Origin of the sequence: Vallitalea longa (assembly GCF_027923465.1) — a bacterium.
Classification (GTDB): Bacteria; Bacillota; Clostridia; order Lachnospirales; family Vallitaleaceae; genus Vallitalea; species Vallitalea longa.
In genome coordinates this window covers 950,784-971,347 of the sequence record NZ_BRLB01000001.1, presented here as the reverse complement: position 1 = coordinate 971,347, position 20,564 = coordinate 950,784, and the positions used below count along the sequence as shown (strand labels likewise).

The 20,564-nt window shown below is 34.5% G+C and carries 18 protein-coding genes and 1 pseudogene; 17 read left to right on the top strand and 2 right to left on the bottom strand.

What is annotated here, in order from left to right:
• Positions 1–2: 2 nt before the first annotated feature.
• The gene (locus tag QMG30_RS04155) at positions 3–662 is read right to left on the bottom strand and encodes a helix-turn-helix domain-containing protein (protein WP_281812499.1); all 660 of its coding nucleotides are present in this window, start codon (positions 660–662) and stop codon (positions 3–5) included.
• A gap of 164 nt (positions 663–826) precedes the next feature.
• Positions 827–2,212, bottom strand: a complete 1,386-nt coding sequence (locus QMG30_RS04150; protein WP_281812497.1) for a tryptophanase — start codon at positions 2,210–2,212, stop codon at positions 827–829.
• A gap of 368 nt (positions 2,213–2,580) precedes the next feature.
• Between QMG30_RS04150 and QMG30_RS25225 the strand changes: the two are divergent.
• The 17 genes and pseudogenes from QMG30_RS25225 to QMG30_RS04065 all read left to right on the top strand — a co-directional run.
• Positions 2,581–2,817: pseudogene (locus tag QMG30_RS25225) on the top strand (hypothetical protein); the annotation flags it as partial.
• Between the two features lie 21 nt (positions 2,818–2,838).
• Positions 2,839–3,528, top strand: coding sequence for an ABC transporter permease (locus QMG30_RS04140; protein ID WP_281813405.1), 690 nt, complete (start codon positions 2,839–2,841; stop codon positions 3,526–3,528).
• Positions 3,529–3,538: 10 nt separating this feature from the next.
• Positions 3,539–4,510: an ABC transporter permease gene (locus QMG30_RS04135; RefSeq protein WP_281812496.1), complete on the top strand. Its 972-nt coding sequence runs from the start codon at positions 3,539–3,541 to the stop codon at positions 4,508–4,510.
• A gap of 17 nt (positions 4,511–4,527) precedes the next feature.
• Entirely contained in the window at positions 4,528–5,553 is a 1,026-nt protein-coding gene (locus QMG30_RS04130; protein ID WP_281812494.1) for an ABC transporter ATP-binding protein, read from the top strand.
• Complete coding sequence (locus QMG30_RS04125; RefSeq protein WP_281812492.1) at positions 5,550–6,521, top strand: ABC transporter ATP-binding protein; 972 nt, start codon at positions 5,550–5,552, stop codon at positions 6,519–6,521. Before QMG30_RS04130 ends, QMG30_RS04125 begins: the two co-directional genes overlap by 4 nt.
• 57 nt (positions 6,522–6,578) lie before the next feature.
• Positions 6,579–8,336, top strand: a complete 1,758-nt coding sequence (locus QMG30_RS04120) for a peptide ABC transporter substrate-binding protein (protein ID WP_281812490.1) — start codon at positions 6,579–6,581, stop codon at positions 8,334–8,336.
• Between the two features lie 55 nt (positions 8,337–8,391).
• The gene (locus QMG30_RS04115; RefSeq protein WP_281812488.1) at positions 8,392–10,296 is read left to right on the top strand and encodes an aminopeptidase; all 1,905 of its coding nucleotides are present in this window, start codon (positions 8,392–8,394) and stop codon (positions 10,294–10,296) included.
• 5 nt (positions 10,297–10,301) lie between these two features.
• Positions 10,302–11,471: a metal-dependent hydrolase family protein gene (locus tag QMG30_RS04110; protein WP_281812486.1), complete on the top strand. Its 1,170-nt coding sequence runs from the start codon at positions 10,302–10,304 to the stop codon at positions 11,469–11,471.
• A gap of 24 nt (positions 11,472–11,495) precedes the next feature.
• Complete coding sequence (locus tag QMG30_RS04105; RefSeq protein WP_281812484.1) at positions 11,496–12,665, top strand: iron-containing alcohol dehydrogenase; 1,170 nt, start codon at positions 11,496–11,498, stop codon at positions 12,663–12,665.
• A gap of 1 nt (position 12,666) precedes the next feature.
• Complete coding sequence (locus QMG30_RS04100) at positions 12,667–14,343, top strand: M3 family oligoendopeptidase (RefSeq protein WP_281812482.1); 1,677 nt, start codon at positions 12,667–12,669, stop codon at positions 14,341–14,343.
• An 8-nt stretch (positions 14,344–14,351) separates the two neighbouring features.
• A complete protein-coding gene (locus QMG30_RS04095; protein ID WP_281812480.1) occupies positions 14,352–15,512 on the top strand; it encodes an amidohydrolase in 1,161 nt (386 codons plus the stop codon).
• Between the two features lie 42 nt (positions 15,513–15,554).
• Entirely contained in the window at positions 15,555–16,268 is a 714-nt protein-coding gene (locus QMG30_RS04090; protein WP_281812478.1) for a ribulose-phosphate 3-epimerase, read from the top strand.
• A gap of 407 nt (positions 16,269–16,675) precedes the next feature.
• Positions 16,676–17,920 carry a 6-phosphofructokinase gene (locus QMG30_RS04085; RefSeq protein ID WP_281812476.1) on the top strand — a complete coding sequence of 415 codons (1,245 nt, stop codon included), beginning with the start codon at positions 16,676–16,678 and terminating at the stop codon, positions 17,918–17,920.
• A gap of 255 nt (positions 17,921–18,175) precedes the next feature.
• A complete protein-coding gene (locus QMG30_RS04080; protein ID WP_281812474.1) occupies positions 18,176–18,598 on the top strand; it encodes a hypothetical protein in 423 nt (140 codons plus the stop codon).
• Positions 18,599–18,621: 23 nt separating this feature from the next.
• Complete coding sequence (locus tag QMG30_RS04075; protein WP_281812472.1) at positions 18,622–19,347, top strand: DUF5131 family protein; 726 nt, start codon at positions 18,622–18,624, stop codon at positions 19,345–19,347.
• Between the two features lie 66 nt (positions 19,348–19,413).
• Positions 19,414–19,914, top strand: a complete 501-nt coding sequence (locus QMG30_RS04070; protein WP_281812470.1) for a GNAT family N-acetyltransferase — start codon at positions 19,414–19,416, stop codon at positions 19,912–19,914.
• Between the two features lie 93 nt (positions 19,915–20,007).
• The gene (locus QMG30_RS04065; protein WP_281812468.1) at positions 20,008–20,367 is read left to right on the top strand and encodes an inorganic diphosphatase; all 360 of its coding nucleotides are present in this window, start codon (positions 20,008–20,010) and stop codon (positions 20,365–20,367) included.
• Positions 20,368–20,564: the final 197 nt, after the last annotated feature.

The following is a 20,564-nucleotide window of genomic DNA, read 5'->3' as shown; positions in this document are numbered from 1 at the left end:
TACTATTCCTCCTCTAATTTTTGCAGATAACGATAAATGGTCGCTTCTGAATAATTAAGTTTGGTTGCGGTTTCAGTTACGGCACCTTTGATTAGAAAAGCACCTCTAGAATGCAGTTCACGAATCAAGCTTTGCTTTTCCAATTTTGTCATACGGCTTACAACTGTGCCATAACGTTCTTGCCCTTCAGAAATAACCAAATCGATAATGTCGGAAATAGATAAATTCAGTTTCGGTACTCGATCAATAGATTGTGATTTGGATGAATCCTCTTCAGTGATTGCTGGAGATGGATTACCGTTCGTAAATATGTCAAGGATTTCCCTTACATACAAGAATTTATCCACATTTGTTGTTATGCTGAGCATATATTCAATGTTGCCTTCTTCATCTTTGAAGAAAATGGTTGATGAACGTAGCTTAATCATATTATGGGATAGGGATTTGTAATTAGCTACAAAAGGTAGTTGCCTTATCTCATTATTCTCTAAAAAATATTGCTCATTGTCGCATATCGCTTCTCCAACAACAGCTTCATTTTCGATGACATTTTCTGCAAATATATATTTTTTTGTATCGTTTACTGTAATTTGCATAAACTTACCAAGGGTTTTGGACAACATATTGGCAAGAGTAAGTATTGTTTCAATATTATTATACATATAAAAACTCCAATTCATTTTATTACATTGAATTATAACATATATATAACCAGATGCATAGAATTCTACGTAGAAAAATTGTTAGTTAAAAATAACGAGTTACATTAAGTGAATAATGTAACTACGTTTTTTGAATACTGATTATAGTAAAAAAGATATACACTTTATTTCAATAGTTCGAAACCAGCAGTGAAATGTCTTAGGGCTAAAATTGGACCTTCATGAACGATTTTCATACCTTTATATGAATCTCTATTTTTATATATATCAGACAATGCGTTGACGATTACGTCCAAATGGTTATTGGTATACACCCTTCTTGAAACACAGATTCGCATGGTTTCTAGTTCAGGCCATATAGGATTACCTTCTTCATCTTTCGAGCCAAAAGCGCATGCACCAAGTTCAACTGCTCTGACACCTGATTCTTCATATAGAGCGACAACCAATCGTTGTGAAGGGAATTCGTGTTGAGGAATCTGAGGGAAGAACCTACGTCCATCAACATATACACCATGTCCACCAGTTGGTTCAATGATAGGTATACCGGCAGCTTTTAATTTATCTCCAAGGTATTTGACTTGTTTGATTCTATATTCTAGGTACTGTTCATCACAGGCTTCTTGAAGACCGACAGCAAGAGCTTCCATATCTCTTCCAGACATACCGCCGTATGTAATAAAGCCTTCATGTACGATAGCTAGTTGATTAGCTTGAACGAATACATCCTTATTTCTAGTAACAAATAAACCACCAATATTAACGAGCCCATCTTTTTTGGAACTCATAGTAGCGGTTTCGCAATAAGAGAACATCTCTCTGGTAATTTCTTTGATACTCTTATCTGCATATCCTTCTTCTCTTGTTTTGATGAAGTAAGCATTCTCAGCTAATCTTGCTGAGTCCATGACTAGTGGTATATTGTATTTCTTAGCGAATTCACTGACTTCTCTAATGTTTTGCATAGAAACAGGTTGTCCACCATTGTTATTGCAAGTAACTGTTATGATGATGACACATATTTGATCAGCACCTTTTTCATCTACCAATGATTGCATTTTATTAATGTCAAGATTACCTTTAAAAGGATGAGATGGACTGGCTGAATCAAGACCTTCATCAATAACAAGGTCAACTGGATAAGTACCCATTACTTCAGCATTACCTCTAAATGTATCGAAGTGCATATTACCAATAGCATATTTTTTAGGTTTGCAATAGATTTGAGCCATAATATAATCAGCAGCTCGGCCTTGATGTGTAGGTTGTACCATTGGCATACCAAAAATATCTCGTACAGATTTTTCTAATTCGTAGAAACTTCTACAACCAGCATATGATTCGTCTCCTAACATCATAGCAGACCATTGATGTGTGCTCATAGCGGATGTACCACTATCAGTTATACAATCAACATATACATCATCGGCTTTGAGTCTGAAAGCATTATATTGAGCTTCTTTTAACCATTGTTGTCGTTCGGCTTTTGTACTTTTTTTAATAGGTTCCACCATCTTAATTCTAAATGGTTCAGCAGTCATGTATTTCATTTGATATATCCTCCTAACATATTGTTATGTATCATTTATATATATCATAATAACATATGAGAAAAAATTGTCAACATGCAAAAAAAATATAATAAGTATAAAATATTATACTTTTATACTTATCTACTGATTATATGTGTATCTGTATTAGAAGGTGGTGATAGTGTAATAAAAGTTATAACTATGAGGTATTAAGGAAAATATTGCTAAAAAATAAAAAAATATCAAAATGCAAAAAAAATGTAATTATAATAAAATATTATTATTTTTTATTGACTTTCATATATGTATTTGATATATTTAATTTATAACAACATAGTAAAGGAAAAAAGGTATAGTTAAAAAAATAAGAATTTTATTGTAAGGAGATGACAAAATTTAGATATGGAGGGTATTGTATGGTTAAGTATACATTAAAAAGATTTGTGTCTATGATTATTACATTATTTCTGATTACAACCTTAACTTTTTTTCTTATGAACGCTGTGCCTGGCGATCCGTTTTCACTGGACCGTGACACACCTCAGGTAATACGTGAATCACTGAATCATCAATATGGTTTGGACAAGCCTGTTTTGGAACGCTACATAATATATATGGGGAATCTCATAAGAGGAGATTTTGGTATGAGTATGAAGTTAAAAGGGCAATCCGTTGTTGATAAGGTAGCGAAAGCCATGCCCGTATCAGCAAAAGTGGGATTAGGTGGTGTTCTGTTAGGTGTAATCATAGGTGTGATATTCGGAATTATAGCTGCCATGAACAATGGCAAAACATTTGATTATCTAGTAATCATAATAGCCATTATAGGTGTAAGTGTACCAAATTTTGTTTTTGCAACTCTATTTCAGCGGCTGTTCGGTGTGAACTTGAAAATATTGCCTATTTTTGGATACAAAGGGTTTTCTTTTTTAATACTACCAATATTTGCTGCTGCAATGCAGAATATTGCTTTTTACGCACGTATGTTGCGTTCTAGCATGCTTGATGTCATGAATCAGGACTATATTATGACAGCCGAAAGTAAAGGTCTCTCTCGTAAGAGCATCATAATTCACCATACCCTTAGAAATAGCTTGTTACCATTGGTAACATCTTTTGGACCTATGCTTGCAGGGGTTTTAACAGGTAATTTCGTTTTAGAAAAGATATTTGGTATACCGGGTATAGGTAATGCAATGATTATGGCGATACAGGGATCTGACTACATGATGATTATGGGTCTAACAATTATGTTCAGTTTCATTACAGTTGTAATGTATTTCGTTGTAGATATTTTATATGGTATCGTAGATCCGCGTATTCGAATAAGTTAAGGAGGGCATTATGATTAAGACTAATAATTCGCTTACACATGATAGTGATGTAGTCACTGACGAAGACGTGGCTATAACACAGGAACTTTTTGTTCCTATTAGAGAGGGTGTACTAAAAGCAGATGAATTATCAAGACCATCACTCAGTTATTGGAAGGATGCTGCACGAAGATTTCGTAAGAATCCTATTGCGATGGTTGCGACAATTTTACTTATTATAATTATCCTGTTCGCAATTTTTGCACCAATTATTAGTCCCTATACATATGATGAAAATAATTGGGCAATTTCAAATAATGGACCATCTCTTAAGCATATTTTTGGTACAGACAATCTTGGACGAGATCTTTGGGTTCGTTGCTGGGAGGGAGCACGTGTCAGTTTGACGATTGGTGTGTTAGTTGCAATTGTTAATGCTACTATTGGTATTCTTTATGGTGGACTAGCAGGTTTGATAGGTAAAGCAGCAGATAACATAATGATGAGAATATGTGAAGTTATTGGGGCAGTTCCACAGATGTTGTGGGTCACTATTTTGGTCATTATATTGAAACCTGGATTCATGCCGATTGTTATAGCCTTATCAGCCACAGGATGGATTGGAATGGCTCGTCTGTTCCGTGGACAGGTATTTCAAATCAAAGAATCAGAATACGTAATGGCTAGTAAAGCTTTAGGAACTGGTAGCGTTTGGATTATATTCAAGCACCTTGTGCCAAATGCCATGAGTCCAATAATAACTAGTATGGCTTTCGCAATCCCTGGTGCTATTTTTGCAGAAGCGTTCTTGAGTTATATCGGTTTAGGATTACCACTTCCACTTGCAAGTTGGGGTAATTTAGCAAGTAATGGTGCGGATGTATTCCTAACTTATCCATATCAACTATTGTTCCCTGCGCTTTTGATTTGTATCACCATGCTTTGTTTTACTGTAATAGGAGATGCATTAAGAGATGCACTTGATCCACGTATGAGGTCTTAATTAGGAGGAGCAATGTTATGGATGAAATGATTTTAAAAATTGAAGATTTATGTTTCTATTTTCACACATATGCGGGTGAAGTACAAGCGGTACGTGGTGTAGATCTAAGTTTAAATAAAGGAGAATCACTTGGTATTGTTGGTGAGTCTGGTTGTGGTAAAAGTGTGACAGCAAAATCTATTTTACGGTTGAATCCTAATTCAAATGGTTATTGTAAGAGTGGTTCTATACAATTTGATGGAAAGGATATACTCACTCTAAAAAAGAATGAGTTATTACGGATAAGGGCCAATGATATTCGTATGATATTTCAGGATCCTATGACAAGTCTCAATCCCACAATGAAAGTGGGAAAACAAATAACAGAAGGAATTCTGAACGCACACCCTAAAATGAAAACTAATGAAGCGAAAAAAATAGCAATTGAAGCATTAAAAAATACAGGTATCCCAAATCCTGATAAGAGATACGAACAATATCCACATCAGTTTTCTGGAGGCATGAGACAACGTGCTATGATTGCTCTCGCACTTGCGGTTAATCCGAAATTGTTAATATGTGATGAACCAACGACTGCTTTGGATGTGACACTGCAGGCTCAGATATTGGATCTTATAAAGAATCTACAGAAAGCATATGATACAGCTATAATATTTATTACTCATGATCTTGGTGTTGTTGCTAATATCGCTAAGAATATTGCTGTTATGTATGCGGGGAAGATTGTGGAATACGGTTCATCAAGGGATATATTCTACAATTGTAAGCACCCATATACATGGGGGATATTGCAATCGGTTCCTAAACCTGATGCAGATATGTCTATACCTCTTGTTCCGATTCCAGGTACGCCACCAGATTTATTCAACCCGCCGAAAGGCTGTGCATTTGCTGCTAGATGTTCCCATGCTTTAGAGGTTTGCAGGAAAGCTGAGCCACCTACATATAACGTGAATGATAAACACATGGTATCTTGTTGGCTATACCATGAAATGGCACCTAAGACAATTAATCCGATTACGAAACAGGAGGTTTTTCTATGAGAGAAGTTTTGATGAAAGTCAGCCACCTGAGCAAAGAGTTCAATATCGGCAGAAATAAATATCTAAAAGCAGTAGATGATATAAGTTTTGAATTGAATCGTGGTGAAACTCTAGGTGTAGTTGGAGAATCTGGATGTGGCAAAACCACATTGGGAAGAACTTTAATGAACATCTATGAGTCGACAGCAGGTGAAATCAAGCTTGCTGGAGAAATTCTCGACACCAAGAATCGTAAACATAGAAAGAATTTTTCTAACTGTATGCAGATGATTTTTCAAGACCCTTTTGCATCTCTTAATCCACGAATGACAGTGGGTGAGATAGTGTCAGAAGGTTGGGCATACCGTAAATTGTATAACAAAAAAGAACGTCACGAAAAAGCAGTAGAACTTTTAAGAATCGTAGGATTAAATGAAGAACATTCAAATCGATTTCCACATGAATTTTCAGGTGGACAGCGTCAACGTATAGGTATTGCTCGTGCTTTATCCATGAATCCTGATATCATTATTTGTGATGAGCCTATCAGTGCTTTGGACGTATCTATTCAGGCACAAGTTATGAACTTATTGATTGAGTTACAAAAAGAAAATAATTTAACCTATATATTCATTGCTCATGATTTATCCATGGTGAGATATATTTCCACCAATATTATGGTTATGTATCTTGGTTCACAAATGGAACTAGGACCTAGTGCAGATATCTATCATCATTCTGTACATCCTTATACTCAAGCGTTATTTTCTGCTATTCCTGTTCCTGATCCTGATATGAATGAAGAACATCAACGTATCATGCTAAAAGGAGAGATTCCATCTCCCATTAATGTGCCAAAGGGCTGTAAGTTCTGTACTCGTTGTGCATATGCCAAGGAGAAGTGCAAAACGATTCGCCCTGAAACAAAGGAAGTTGCACCAGGTCATTTTTGTGCGTGTCACTTTCCTATACTTGAAAATCTTGAATAAAGTATATGATGTATGTTGTAAAATGCTCTAAACCAAAATTATTAAGGAGGAGAATCAATGAAAAAAATTAATGTAAAGGTTAGTGTACTGCTGGTAATGATCTTGTTATTAATAATGGTGTTCAGTTCATGTACAAAGAAAGATGGAGAACCGACTACAAATGATTCAACAAATGATAATAAGGGAAAAGCAGTAGAGAAAGTGTTCAATACAATCCTAGGTGGTAACCCAACAAGTCTTGACCCAATTATTTTCCGTGATGCTAATGCCAATTCAATTATCAATGCGACACATGAACCTCTTGTTCGTTTTGATGAAAGTGGTATGGGTTATGAGCCTGGTTTGGCTGAAAAAGTTGAACATAATGAGGATGCAACTGTATGGACATTCACATTACGTGAAGGTGCTATGTGGTCAGATGGTACACCTGTTACAACAGAAGATATAGTTTATTCATTTCAACGTCCACTTAATCCTGAAATGAATTCACCAAATGTAAATGATTTTTTTATATTTAAAAATGCTGAAGCCATTTATTCAAGTAGAACTGAATCTGAAGATGCAGATCCTATTGAAGATTTACCATATGAGGATATGGGTGTTAGAGCAGAGGGCAATAAAATTATATTTACTCTTGAAAAACCAACAGATTACTTTATTGATTATGTTAGAACAGCTTCATTCGCACCTGTCCAAAAGAAAGCAGCTGAAGAATATGGAGCGCTTTATGGTACTGACTTAGATAAAATCGTTTGTTCAGGTCCATTTACTCTTACTAGTTGGGATCAAGAAGTCTCTATGACCCTAGAGAAAAATCCTAATTATTGGGATGCAGATAATGTGAAACTTTCTAGAGTAGAAATCACTTTGGCTAAAGATGCAAACACTATTCAAAGTTTGTATGATACAGAGGCTATTGACTTCATGACAATCAGTCAAGAAGTTGCAGATGCTGGTAAATATGACAATGTATCCGAGGTACGTAAACTATCAACTCAGATCATTCAATTCAACAGTCATAAAGAAATAGAAGGTGTCGCTTTTAACTATTTCCAGAATGAAAAGATTCGTGAAGCACTAGGACTCACATTTGACCGTCAAGCATTTGTTAATGATGTTGTCAAGCAACCTAAAGGAGCAGCATATGGCTTAGTACCTTATGGAATGCGTGGTGAGAATGGTGGAGATTTCAGAGAGCAACAAGGAGATTTAGTATATGACATGCATAACTTCCCTGGTGGATCAATTGACGGAAAAACTTATGCTTCAGGTAAAGAAGGTGCTATTGATCGTGCAAAAGATCTATTTGCAGAAGGGTTAGCTGAATGTGGTAAGACAAAGGAACAATTTGAACAAGAAGCTGAATTTGTTTTACCGAATGCACCAGGTGTTATAACCAATGTTCAAGCAATGCAAGCCATGTGGAAACAATACCTTGGGGTCAATGTTCTTATGAAACCTCTAGAGATGGCTAATCTAATGCCATATATTATTGGTGGTACGTATCAATGTTTGATTGGTGGTGGACCAACAGGTTCAACTTACGATGCAGGAGAATTCCTTGGATTCATCTATAATGAGAAACAATGGGAAAGTGAAGAATACAATGCACTTTGGGAAAAAACATTGGTAGCTACAGGGGATGAAAGAATCAAACTAATCAAAGAATGTGAAAAAATGGCTTGTGATGCTTATTTGTACATTCCTATGACGTTCAAATATGTCAATTATGTTCAAAGAGAAAATGTGACGGGTCTACGTATGTTCAGTGTCGGTCTAGAGTATGATTATAAATATGTAGACATCATTCAATAGCTCCAATTAATGGCATCCAACTTATAAGAAGAGAAATATGAAGGAGATATGTAAAGTGGTAGATAATGAATTGAGATATTATTATGATTTGTTTCTTGAATCATGCAATGAGAAATTGAATACAGCTCAAAGGATAAGACAAAATATTGGCAAACACAGAACTTTGGAGCAGAATAAACTACTTTTTGGAGGAATGGGGTTAGATTATGCTCATAATTTTGCTAACCCTAGGTATCTTCATGAACTTGGATTTGCAGATGCAGATATTCTTAGTGTTATCTACTATGCTTTTGACCGATCGTTACGAAATGTTATGCTTAATCGTCCTATATTCGTATGGAATAAAAGTGATCTTCTCATAGCTCTTCGTAAATACTTTATGGATTTAGATAGAGAAAAACTTCAAGGGGAGTTTGATAAGCAGTTCTGTAAGACACGAATACATATAGAAGATACTCTAATGTTGGAAAGGTCAACAACAATCAATTGTTTTAATCGTGTACTTGAGAGTGCGAATCCTTCTAATCTTGATTGGATGTCAGGATACGGAGTATATATTACTAAACTAGAGCAAGAAATGTGCCAATATTGGTATGCATTACCACAGGTTACGATTGATAAGATGGCTAATCATATTGTTGATGCATTTTTCCATGGCTTTCTAAGCCAATCTCGTACAATAGGTAATCGTACAAACATACGAATAATGTATGCTATCGGGCAGGAAGCATTGGCACAGGGCATTGTTGAGATACTAAGAAGACGTGGTATGGAACCAATTATTCTTATGCCGTCATCAATTGCTTATCAAGGACAGTGTATTATGGACCATAGTTATGATTATGCTATATATTCGAGTTTGGAATGTTATGAGGCTCAGAAACATGCTTATAGTATTGCAATAGAACGTTACCACGAATATATCAAAAACACTTGTGGTTTCATTCGTGTAGGTACTTTCGGTAATGAGGTTGAGCCAGATACGCTAAGCAAATATGCATATCATCCATCTACTGATACATTGAAGATATATAATTCTATGATTGCAGAGAATAGAGGTATTGAATCAAATTTACTAAAACCTGATACTTTGTCCTTTTGCAGTGTAGTATTTCCAGATAAACGTGTAGGTTATGATTTTCAAGAAATCTTTGATGGATTTTCCAAACTTAATACTGAGGAATCAGAACCATATGAACTGATACAAGAAAAACTTATTGGTATCTTAGATAAGTGTGATAGAGTGCATCTTGTTGGTATGAATGGTAATGTAACGGATTTAAATGTATCTATGTCGCAGTTGAAAAATAAAGGGACTCAGACAAAGTTTTTAAACTGTGGTGGAGATATTAATGTACCTCATGGTGAAATGTTTACTACACCAATACTAGCTGAGACGAATGGTGTACTTAATGTAAAAGAAATATTTCTAAAGAATAAATATTATAAAAATCTTAGACTAACTTTTAGAGATGGACTTGTGACAGATTATGATTGCGATAATTTTTCAGATGAAGAAGAGAATAGACAATATATATTCGAGAATCTGTTGAATAGTACAGAGAATGTTCCCATAGGTGAACTTTCAATAGGTACTAATACATTAGCCTACCGTATGGCTTTAGATTTTAATCTGTTCTCTCGATTACCAATCCTACTGGCAGAAAAAATGGGTCCTCACATTGCCGTTGGTGACCCATGTTTTGCCCGTGGAGAGGACAGCCCTGTATATAATATATACAGTGGTAAAGAAATGATAGCACGTGAAAATGAAATTACGATGAAACGTAAGGAGAACCCAGATTGTTATATGAATTTTCATACGGACATCACTATTCCATTTAATGAGATGGGGTTGTTTGTAGGTACTGATACAAAACTAAATGAGGAACATGTAATAATAAGGGATGGAAGATTTGTTCCTAGTGTTGCCAATAAGCTTAATAAGAATTTGGAGTGATACATATGAAATTATATATATTTAAGGAACTGTTTAATGGTGAAGAGCGTTTGTTCAATCAATCAATTATAACAGATGGAGAGAAGATAATCTGGACTGGTGATAGTGATAGTGACGAAATATCAACATTCACAATAAGTGAGACAATTGATATGTCTGATAATTTTGTTATGCCTGGATTAATTGATTGTCATGTACATCTTGCATCAATTGATAGAGCACCAACTAATGCAATTGGGTGGGCGCAGACAACTATTAATGCTCTTGATAAACTAAAAAAACTTATGACTGCTGGTGTAGTTGCATGTAGAGATCTAGGATCTTGTGAAGGTGTGACTATTGGTATCAGTAATGCACAAAAATGTGGTGAACTAGAAGGTTTACCGAAATTAATAAGTTCTGGAAAGGCACTGACAGCGACAGGAGGTCATGGCTATGAAATAGGTGTGGAATGTGATGGTGTAGATGAATTCACTAAAGGTGCACGTCTAGTTATAAAAGAAGGTGCTGATATCGTAAAGGTCATGATGTCAGGTGGAGTCAACTCTTTAGGAGAGGAACAAGGGCCTCCTGAGGTCAATCAAGAAGAAATTGATGCAGCTGTAAGAGAAGCACACGCACGTGGACGAAAAGTTGCAGTGCATGCACATGGCAACACAGCGATTAAACGTAGTGTTCTTGCTGGAGTGGATTCTATTGAACATGGTGTCTTCAATAGTGAGGATATCATGAAGTTGATGATTGAACGAGGTACATTTCTCGTACCCACATTATGTGCACCATATTATGCTACAGTGGAAGGTATTCGTAGGGAGCCAGATAATCCAGACCACAAAAAATCAAAAGCAATTCTAGAAATACATAACAAAGCGACATTGAAGGCATTTTCAATGGGGATTCCTCTTGCAATGGGAACTGATGCAGGATGTCCATTTAACCCTCATGAGAGAGCTTTTTACGAATTGGTACTTCTTCACAACATAGGAATTGATACAGCAGATGTACTGAAGATCGGAACAAAGAACGGCGCTATATTACTTGATCAAGATCAGTTGGGCATGATTGCTGTAGGGAAAGAAGCCTCATTCATAGCTTTATCTAAATCACCATTTGAGGATTTTAATGCTATTGAGGGACCAAAAGACGTTTGGATAAAAGGTACTAAAATTCAATAATCAATTATAGATAGGGAGGTACTAATGGAACAGTTTACATTTTATAATCCAACAAAGATTCATTTCGGAGCAGGGCAATTGAATAATATTGGAGATATTGTAAAAAAATACGGTACAAAATGTTTACTAGTTACGACTACAAAGAAAGAGAAAGTACTAAATCCTCTTTATGACAGAGTTAAGGAACTTCTATCTAGAAAAGAAATAGAGACAATACATTATGATGAAGTCGTACCAAATCCTACTGTTCAGAGTATAGAAAAGGCGATTGGCATTGTAAATTCAAAAAATGTACAAGTAGTGGTGGCAGTAGGCGGTGGAAGTTCTATTGATACAGCAAAAGCCATTTCATTATTCTATCAACCTGACAAGATTGATTGGAACAAGGCATATGACAGTTTTACTAGTCCTTTTGCAGATTATGAGGCAGTTTCTACACCAGTACTTCCTTTAATTACCATTCCAACAACAGCTGGGACTGGTAGTGAGTTGACCCAAGCGATGATTATCAGTGATGAGACTACAGACGAAAAGGTTTGTATTTTCCATAATCAGGTATTCCCTAAGGAAGCAATTATAGATGTAGAACTAACTGTTACAATGCCTAGGAATCTTACAGCTATGACAGGTTTTGATGCATTCTCTCATGCCTTTGAAAGTTATATGCGTGAAGAAGCAAGTGTCTATACTAAGACTATCGGTAGACAAGCATTGCAGAATATAATATATGCGTTACCACGTCTCATGGAAGATTCTAGAAATATCAAGCTTCGTGAGATGATGAGTGAGGCCGAAATGTTCGCTGGGATTTCACTTTCAAATGCTGCTGCAACTATTCCTCACCCTTTAAGTGAAATTATAGGTGGTATTGCTTCATATATTCCACATGGTCAGGCCCTTGCCTCTCTATATCCGGGTTTTGTTCGTTTCCAAATAACGAAGACACCTGAAAAATGTGCTGAAGTTGCACGTTTGTTCAATACCGATTTGGAGAATGTAGATGATAATATAGCCGCATCCAAGTTACCAGTGTTAGTAGAAGATTTTTTAGAGATTCTAGAACTTAATAAATCACTGACAGAACTTGGAACCACTGAAGAAGAAAAAGAAAAGATGAGTAATCACTTCTTATTAGGGGTACTGCCTTTTGGTAGTAAGGAAGAATTGACGAATATCTTAAAGGAGGCATTTTGATATGATAAAGTTTAAGGAATTTCCATATGAAAGAGTGGACTTTCAAGAATTATCTGAAAGGTTCATAAACCATACAAAAAAACTTGAGTTGGCAACAACAGTAGGTGAAGCATATTTACAGATAATCGAAACTGATTATCTAGAAAAAGTATTTGTAAGTTATGCAACACTTTCAGAAGCAGGTAATACAAATAATTCCTATGATAAGTTTTATCTTGAGGAGGAAGCTTTCTTTAACAAGATAAAACCAGAGTTTTCTCTCCTAATGCAAAAGAGGGATGATGCAATACTTCAAAGTCCATTTCGTGAGGAGTTAAGAAAATTAATTGGAAATGAATTCTTCAATAGTGCAGTCATGAAAAAACGTACTGTATCAGAAGAAGTCTTAACGTTAATGGAAGCTGAAAATGAACTCTCGCAAGAATATTCCACCATAAGGTCACGTTTATCGATTGAAGTCGATGGTAAAACACTTACCATGCCTGAGATCAACAAACTCGGTCAAAGTGCAGATCGTGAAACTCGAAAAAAATATGCTGTTCTAGGCGAACGTGCTATGATGAAACAAGCTCCTGAGTTTGATAGAATTTATGATGAAATGATGAAAATTCGTACTGAGATTGCACATAAAACAGGTTTTGAAAGTTATACAGATTATTGTTTGCATAAATTCGGAAGGACAAGTTATGGACGTGATGAACTTCTTGTTTTTGCAGATAATGTGAAGAAATATATTGTTCCAGTAGTTTCAAAGATGGTTGAAGAGCAAGCAAAACGTCTTGGTCACGAGGTTAAGAATTATGATGAATCAACTTTGTTTCCAAACAGACAGGCGACTGTAACAAAAGATCTATTGCCTTCATTCAAGAAGATTTTTACCAAGTTGTCTCCAGAAACAAAGGTATTCTTTGATGAATTATATGAAAGAGAATTCTTTGATCTGGATTTACGTAAGGGCAAGACAAATGGTGCGTATTCTAATTATATGCCACTATGTAACATGCCTTACGTATTTGAAACCTACAATGCTACAGAAGGGGCAGTTGAAACATTCGCTCATGAGTGTGGACATGGTTTGAATTCATTTATGCATCGTGGTGAGCCTGCATCAGGAGTGTGTGTTCAATCTGCTGATATATGCGAAACACATTCAATGAGCATGGAGTTTTTCGTATGGCAAAACATTGATGAGATCATTACAGAAGATGTTGATAAGTATAAATATCGTCAACTCAAGGATAGTCTTGCATTTATTCCTTATGGGACAGCTATAGATGTTTTTCAGACAAAAGTATATGATAATCCTGAAATGACACCAGAAGAACGCCGTTCTCTATGGAAGGAATTAGAGAAAGAGTTCATTCCTTGGCGTAAATATGAGGAAGGTTTATTTTATTCTGAAGGACGTGCATGGCAACATCAGATTCATGTAATGAAGTGGCCATTCTACTATATTGATTATGTATTAGCACAAGTTTGTGCACTTCAATTCTGGGTACTTGATGAAGAAGACCATGAAAAATCATGGGAGGCATATATTCGACTTATTAAAGATAGTGGTAAGTATTCCTTTACAGAAATAATAAAACGCGCGGGACTCTCTACGCCTTTTGAGGAAGGAATATTAAAGAGAATAAGTGATAAGGTCCTTGATTTTAGTTCAGGATTAAGGGTATAGGTGAGCATATGAATATTCTTTTGACAAATGGATTAGTTTACACAATGGTAAATGATGAAGTGCCTAATGTATGTGATGTATTGATTAATGGTAAGAAGATTTCTAAGATCGGTAAGAATCTTACGGAAGAAGGGGCAAGAGTCATTGACTGTACAGGAAAAGTAGTATTACCAGGTCTCATTGACGCTCATTGTCATATAGGTGTATTTGGTTCTGCTATGGGTGAAAGAGGTGTAGATGGTAATGAAACTACATCCGCAAATACCCCTGAGCTGAGGGGTATTGATGGAATTAATCCTTTTGATGTAGAATTCAAACATTCATATATCAATGGGGTAACCTGTGTTTCCACAGGTCCAGGAAGTGCAAATCCAATCTGCGGTCAGTTCGTTACTATGAAAACCTATGGTAAAACATTTGATGAAATGATTGTCAGGGAACCTTCTGCAATGAAAATGGCCTTTGGTGAAAATCCAAAGAGTGCCCACAATGGTGCAGCACCTGTTACACGTATGGGTACAGCTGCAATCATTAGAGAAGCATTATTTAAAGCAAAGCGTTATGCACTCGAAAAACAGAAAGCAGAGAAAGAAAAGAAACCATTACCTGCTTTTGATATGAAACTAGAAGCACTTGTGCCTGTAGTAGAGGGACTACTGCCTGTAAAGGCGCATGCACATCGTGCTGATGACATATTAACGGCACTGCGTATTGCAAAAGAATTCGATTTGGATATGTCCATAGAACATTGTAGTGAAGGACATCTTATTCCAGATCAACTTGCATATGCGAATGGTGTGATAATAGGACCGCTCATAGGATTTCCACATAAACTTGAGGTAGCTAATCAATCACCAAAGGCAGGGAGAATACTCTATGAGAATGGAGTGAAATTCGCCATAATGTCTGATCTTCCTGCGACGCATACCAGAGATATACTAATTGCAGCAGGGGCATGTATACGTGAAGGATTGCCTATGTTAGAGGCAATTAAGGCAATAACAATTAATGCAGCACAAATATTAAAGGTTGATGATCGTGTAGGTAGTATTGCTGCTGGTAAAGATGCAGATATTACAGTTTTTACAGAAAATCCTGTAGAGTCAGTTAATGCAACATGTGTATTGACGTTGATTGAGGGTGAGATTATCCATAATAGGGTGGAGTAATAGGAACTAATCAAATTATAAAATATAAAGGAGACTGATAATATGAAACATATAAAAATAGCAGCAGGCTTAGCGCATGTCAGTTATGCACGTATTCTTGATAGAGCACTTGAGGCAGACAGAGCAGGAGTTGATTATATTCACTCTGATGCAGCAGATATGCATGACCTTAAGAATCAACAGCTTATGGGTGGTCACCAAATCATTGAAGGTTTAAGGGAAGAAATAACTAAACCTATAGAATGTCATATCTACACTCGGGAATGTGATCGCCTTTTTATTGAAAAAATAGCAAATGCAGGTTGTTCAATGCTGATTCTTCCAGCAGAACATTTTATAGGTGCACCTCTTGCCTATATCATCAATTACTGTAGAGAATTTGGAATGAAGATAGGTTTGACATTAGGATGTTATACACCGCTATGTTTTGTTGATGAATCAATAAATGATATTGACCGTCTTCATATTGTTACCCATGGTGTGGATGATACAGATGGTAAAGACAATTGGGGCTGGAGAAAAAGCTCAATAGATCTTGTACAACGTGCTAGAACACTTATCGACAAGAAGAACCCACGATGTGAATTGGCAATTGATGGAGGATTGAGGTTTGATAATATGGATCCACTGATTGCCTGTAACCCTGATGTTGTTATTTTATCATCAGCTATATTCCGTGATGCTGATGGAATTAATGCGGGTGTTGCAAAGTGTCGTAAAGCACTTGATGAATCTGCAGCTAAGTATAATCTGTAAAGTCCTATGTGGGTACATAAATCATTTGGCAGCTAAGCTTTTTCTGCATATAAGAATGATAATCCATATATTAGGTACGTGATTTTTATATGCAGGAATGGTTGTTAAGAATGAATATTTGACTTGAAGTCAACAATTTTGTAAAATGAATATGTGAGATAAAAAAAGCAAAAAGAAAAGACCTAAGTCATGATTATATGTTCTTTATATATTCTAAGGAAACTATTAAAACATGACGGAAGGTGTTTTCTTATCTACATAATAATATCATAATTCATTTAATTATATTTCACACAAATCTAGACTGTAGATATTCTTTCTATAATTCTGATTCATCGACCCATAGGTTATAAAATTAATTACATAATATCAAATCATCCATCATAATATTTTGAAGGAGGCCAACAATGTCTAATTGTCTTATAGCTCAATCTGGTGGACCGACAACAGTTATTAATGCTTCATTAAGTGGTGCTATTGCAACGGCTCTGGAATCTACTGATATTGAAATAATATATGGTGCTATCAATGGTATTCAAGGTGTACTCAATGAGAATCTAATAAATTTGACATCAATATTCTTAAATAATAAAGATTATTTAGAAACATTAAAAACGACTCCTTCCATGTTTTTAGGTTCTTGTCGATATAGACTATCACACTATCAAGAAAATGAAGATGAATACATACGGATATTTGATTTATTACAAAAACTAGATATAAGATATTTTTTCTATATTGGTGGTAATGATTCAATGGATACTGTATTAAAGCTATATGAATATGCACAACTGAAAAATATAGACATAAATATTATTGGAATCCCTAAGACTATTGATAATGATTTATATGGTACCGATCATACCCCTGGGTTTGGTTCTGCAGCGAAGTATGTAGCTACCACCATGTTAGAAATTGCACATGATGCGTATATATATGACGTTGAAAGTGTAACAATAGTTGAAATCATGGGTAGAAATGCTGGTTGGTTAACTGCTGCATCGGCACTATCAAGAAATGAGTATAACCCTTCTCCTGACTTAATCTACTTACCAGAAGTAACTTTCTCTATTTCAACTTTTTTGGATGATGTAAGAACTGTACTAAAAAATAAAAAAAATGTTATTATTGCGGTATCAGAAGGTATTAGAAGTGCAAATGAAAATTATATTGCTGCATCTGAAGCTCTAGCAACAGATACTTTTGGTCATGCTAGATTGAAAGGTACAGCAAAAACCTTAGGGCATATTATAGAAAGAACACTAAAATGTAAGGTAAGGTCCATTGAACTGAATGTACTCCAACGAAGCGCAATGCATATTGCATCATTAACAGATATAAATGAAGCTTTTTCTATTGGGGAACAGGCTGTAAAATATGCACTTGATGGTATATCTGGGGAGATGATGACGATCATAAGATACCAAAATGATCCATATGAACACAAAATATTTCATAGTGATATTAAAGAAATCGCAAATAGAGAGAAACAAATACCTAGAGAATGGATTAATGATAAAGGTAATGATATTACCCAAGAGTTAGTAGATTATATTCGTCCTTTAATCATTGGAGAACCTAGTATAGGTTACAAGAACGGTGTACCGATATATATAGATATACGACATTTGATTAATGGTTTTGGAAATTAAAGCTCTCATAAAAGTGATAATAGAAAGATATATTATCAATTAAGAAATAAAAAGTCATGTATACAAATGAAATTTGTGACATGGCTTTTTTACCTTATATGAAAGTGATATTTTTTAAACATATTAAATTATATATGGATCAACTGGTAAGCTTTGAGAGATAAATAAAAGAAGGCATATTAATAAGGTATAATACAAATATTAAAATATGACGAAATATTATAATGTGAAGACAATTATTGTGAGGTGATAATAATGTCAAAAATCAAATTGCAGGACTTGATAACAGTATTGAATAGTGATGTAGTAAAATATAATTCATGTATTGAAATGAACTTCTGTATTGATGATGATACAGAATATAAAGATTGTTGGCTTGGGAAAATGCCAGATAAAAACGGCAAAGAATTATACTGGTATGGATTAGTCCCAGATGGTTTACAAGCATATGATTATACTGAACTAGAGGATATGCTAAATGCTAAAGTATTTAGAGAAAAAAGTTTATGTGATGTTATTGAAAGAATAACTTGGTATTCATTAGATGGATGCAGTATAGAAAAAAGGTTGCCAGATTACATTAATGATTATGAAAATAGCCTCAAAAGGTCTGCACCTATACCCAAAAAACGTAAAAAAAATATCTTTGATGTCTTAAAAAATAAAAATGATAAGTAAAAAAATAATAAGGAGGGTATAACATGGCTGTATGGAACCCATGGAGAGGATGCCACAAGAAAAGTGAAGGGTGTAAGAATTGCTATATTCATAGAGCTAATGCAAGAAAAGGTATTAACACAGACATAATATATAAGACAGAAGAATTCTATAAACCTATCAAAAAAGATAAAAAGGGTAATTACAAAATAAAGAGTGGACAAACTGTATATATTTGTTTCAACAGTGATTTCTTGATTGAGGAAGCAGATCAATGGCGTAAGGAAGCATGGGAAATGATAAAAGAACGTAATGACTTGAATTTCTTGTTCTTAACAAAACGAATAGAACGATTTATGATAGGTCTTCCAGATGATTTTGAAGAGGGATATGATAATATAACAATAGGTACAACTATAGAGAATCAACTAAGAGCAGATGAAAGGATTTCTATTCTTAAGGAATTACCTATTAAACATAAATTGATAACCATTCAACCTATGCTGGAAAAAATAAATTTATTAGATTATCTAGATAATTCAATTGAGTATGTAGTAGTAGGTGGAGAATCGGGAAGGAATGTAAGACCATTACATTATGATTGGGTTCTAGATATAAGAGAACAATGTATCAAGAAGGATGTTAATTTTGAATTTCGACAAGTTGGTTCCATATTCATTAAAGACCAAAAGACATATAGGATTCAGAAAAAATATTTATGTTCACAGGCTAGAAAGGCAAATATTAATTACAGGGTTGAAAATATGTAGAAAAATCATTTTGGTAGATGCTTCTAATTAGAAGTAAAAAAATAAAATTCTCAGGAGGATGACAATATGTTAGAAACAGAAAGAATTATGTTAAGAACTTTTAATATCGAGGACAGTAATTTCCTTTATGAGTTAAATAATGATAAGAGAGTAAATAAATATTTATCATATGATTCTATGAGTATGGAAAAATGCATTGATTACATTAATGCTTGGATCAACAATTTTGGTAATAAATTACTGAATGTGTATAACGTAGTTCTAAAAAAAACAAATGAATCTATAGGATTGATTTTCCTTGTTAGAAGAGAAGAACAACAGAAGATTGAATTAGGTTATAGATTTCTACCAGATTATTGGGGAAATGGTTATTGTAGTGAAGCAGCAGAAGTATTGATAAAAACCTTTTTCAATAAAAGTGATGAAGATAAAATATATGCAGAAACTCATTACCAAAATGTTAATTCAATTTCTTTATTACATAAGGTAGGATTTAATGGAGTATCTCAGGATGTATTAGATGAAGGAAGATTATTTATTTTATATAAAAAAGATATTTTAGATTAGTAAAACGTTGATGATCCAGCTATAAATAAAAATTATATTATAGCAACAACCAAGTAATCATTAACAGAATCAGTCGATTTGGGAGGACTTTTATTGAATTTACGAGATAAAATAATAAAACAATATCTAGGTGAAAAAGTTAAAGTAAATATGGATAGGCCATTAGGTTCTAGACATCCAAAGTGTGAAATGATATATCCCATAAACTATGGATATGTCCCTAATACAGTTTCAGGAGATGGGATGGAGATAGATGCTTATGTAATAGGCGAATTTGAACCAGTTAACGCTTATGAGGGATATGTTATTGCGGTTATAAAACGACTGAACGATAAAGAAGATAAATTAGTGGTTTGTAAACAATTAGATAAGTATAATAAATATCAAATTGAAGCATTGGTAGAATTTCAAGAAAGATTTTTCCAATCAGAAATAATTTTATATGAAAAATGAAATGATTGTATTACCAAAGAATAAAGGAAAGTAAATGAGTATTAGTATAAGAGAAAATAGCAAAATAAATTTTACCAAAAATTTATAAAAATGTATTTACCAAATGAATAACATATGATAAAATATATTAAAAGTGATTACAAATGTAAGGCATTTTGAATAAAGTTATTTTAAATTTAGTATAGCATATTATCAAA

What these genes read in the sequence shown, in the direction of transcription:
- QMG30_RS04155 (WP_281812499.1), bottom strand. Translation starts at nt 662, where the DNA reads ATGTATAATAATATTGAAACAATACTTACTCTTGCCAATATGTTGTCC.
- QMG30_RS04150 (WP_281812497.1), bottom strand. Translation starts at nt 2,212, where the DNA reads ATGAAATACATGACTGCTGAACCATTTAGAATTAAGATGGTGGAACCT.
- QMG30_RS04140 (WP_281813405.1), top strand. Translation starts at nt 2,839, where the DNA reads ATGAGTATGAAGTTAAAAGGGCAATCCGTTGTTGATAAGGTAGCGAAA.
- QMG30_RS04135 (WP_281812496.1), top strand. Translation starts at nt 3,539, where the DNA reads ATGATTAAGACTAATAATTCGCTTACACATGATAGTGATGTAGTCACT.
- QMG30_RS04130 (WP_281812494.1), top strand. Translation starts at nt 4,528, where the DNA reads ATGGATGAAATGATTTTAAAAATTGAAGATTTATGTTTCTATTTTCAC.
- QMG30_RS04125 (WP_281812492.1), top strand. Translation starts at nt 5,550, where the DNA reads ATGAGAGAAGTTTTGATGAAAGTCAGCCACCTGAGCAAAGAGTTCAAT.
- QMG30_RS04120 (WP_281812490.1), top strand. Translation starts at nt 6,579, where the DNA reads ATGAAAAAAATTAATGTAAAGGTTAGTGTACTGCTGGTAATGATCTTG.
- QMG30_RS04110 (WP_281812486.1), top strand. Translation starts at nt 10,302, where the DNA reads ATGAAATTATATATATTTAAGGAACTGTTTAATGGTGAAGAGCGTTTG.
- QMG30_RS04105 (WP_281812484.1), top strand. Translation starts at nt 11,496, where the DNA reads ATGGAACAGTTTACATTTTATAATCCAACAAAGATTCATTTCGGAGCA.
- QMG30_RS04100 (WP_281812482.1), top strand. Translation starts at nt 12,667, where the DNA reads ATGATAAAGTTTAAGGAATTTCCATATGAAAGAGTGGACTTTCAAGAA.
- QMG30_RS04095 (WP_281812480.1), top strand. Translation starts at nt 14,352, where the DNA reads ATGAATATTCTTTTGACAAATGGATTAGTTTACACAATGGTAAATGAT.
- QMG30_RS04090 (WP_281812478.1), top strand. Translation starts at nt 15,555, where the DNA reads ATGAAACATATAAAAATAGCAGCAGGCTTAGCGCATGTCAGTTATGCA.
- QMG30_RS04085 (WP_281812476.1), top strand. Translation starts at nt 16,676, where the DNA reads ATGTCTAATTGTCTTATAGCTCAATCTGGTGGACCGACAACAGTTATT.
- QMG30_RS04080 (WP_281812474.1), top strand. Translation starts at nt 18,176, where the DNA reads ATGTCAAAAATCAAATTGCAGGACTTGATAACAGTATTGAATAGTGAT.
- QMG30_RS04075 (WP_281812472.1), top strand. Translation starts at nt 18,622, where the DNA reads ATGGCTGTATGGAACCCATGGAGAGGATGCCACAAGAAAAGTGAAGGG.
- QMG30_RS04070 (WP_281812470.1), top strand. Translation starts at nt 19,414, where the DNA reads ATGTTAGAAACAGAAAGAATTATGTTAAGAACTTTTAATATCGAGGAC.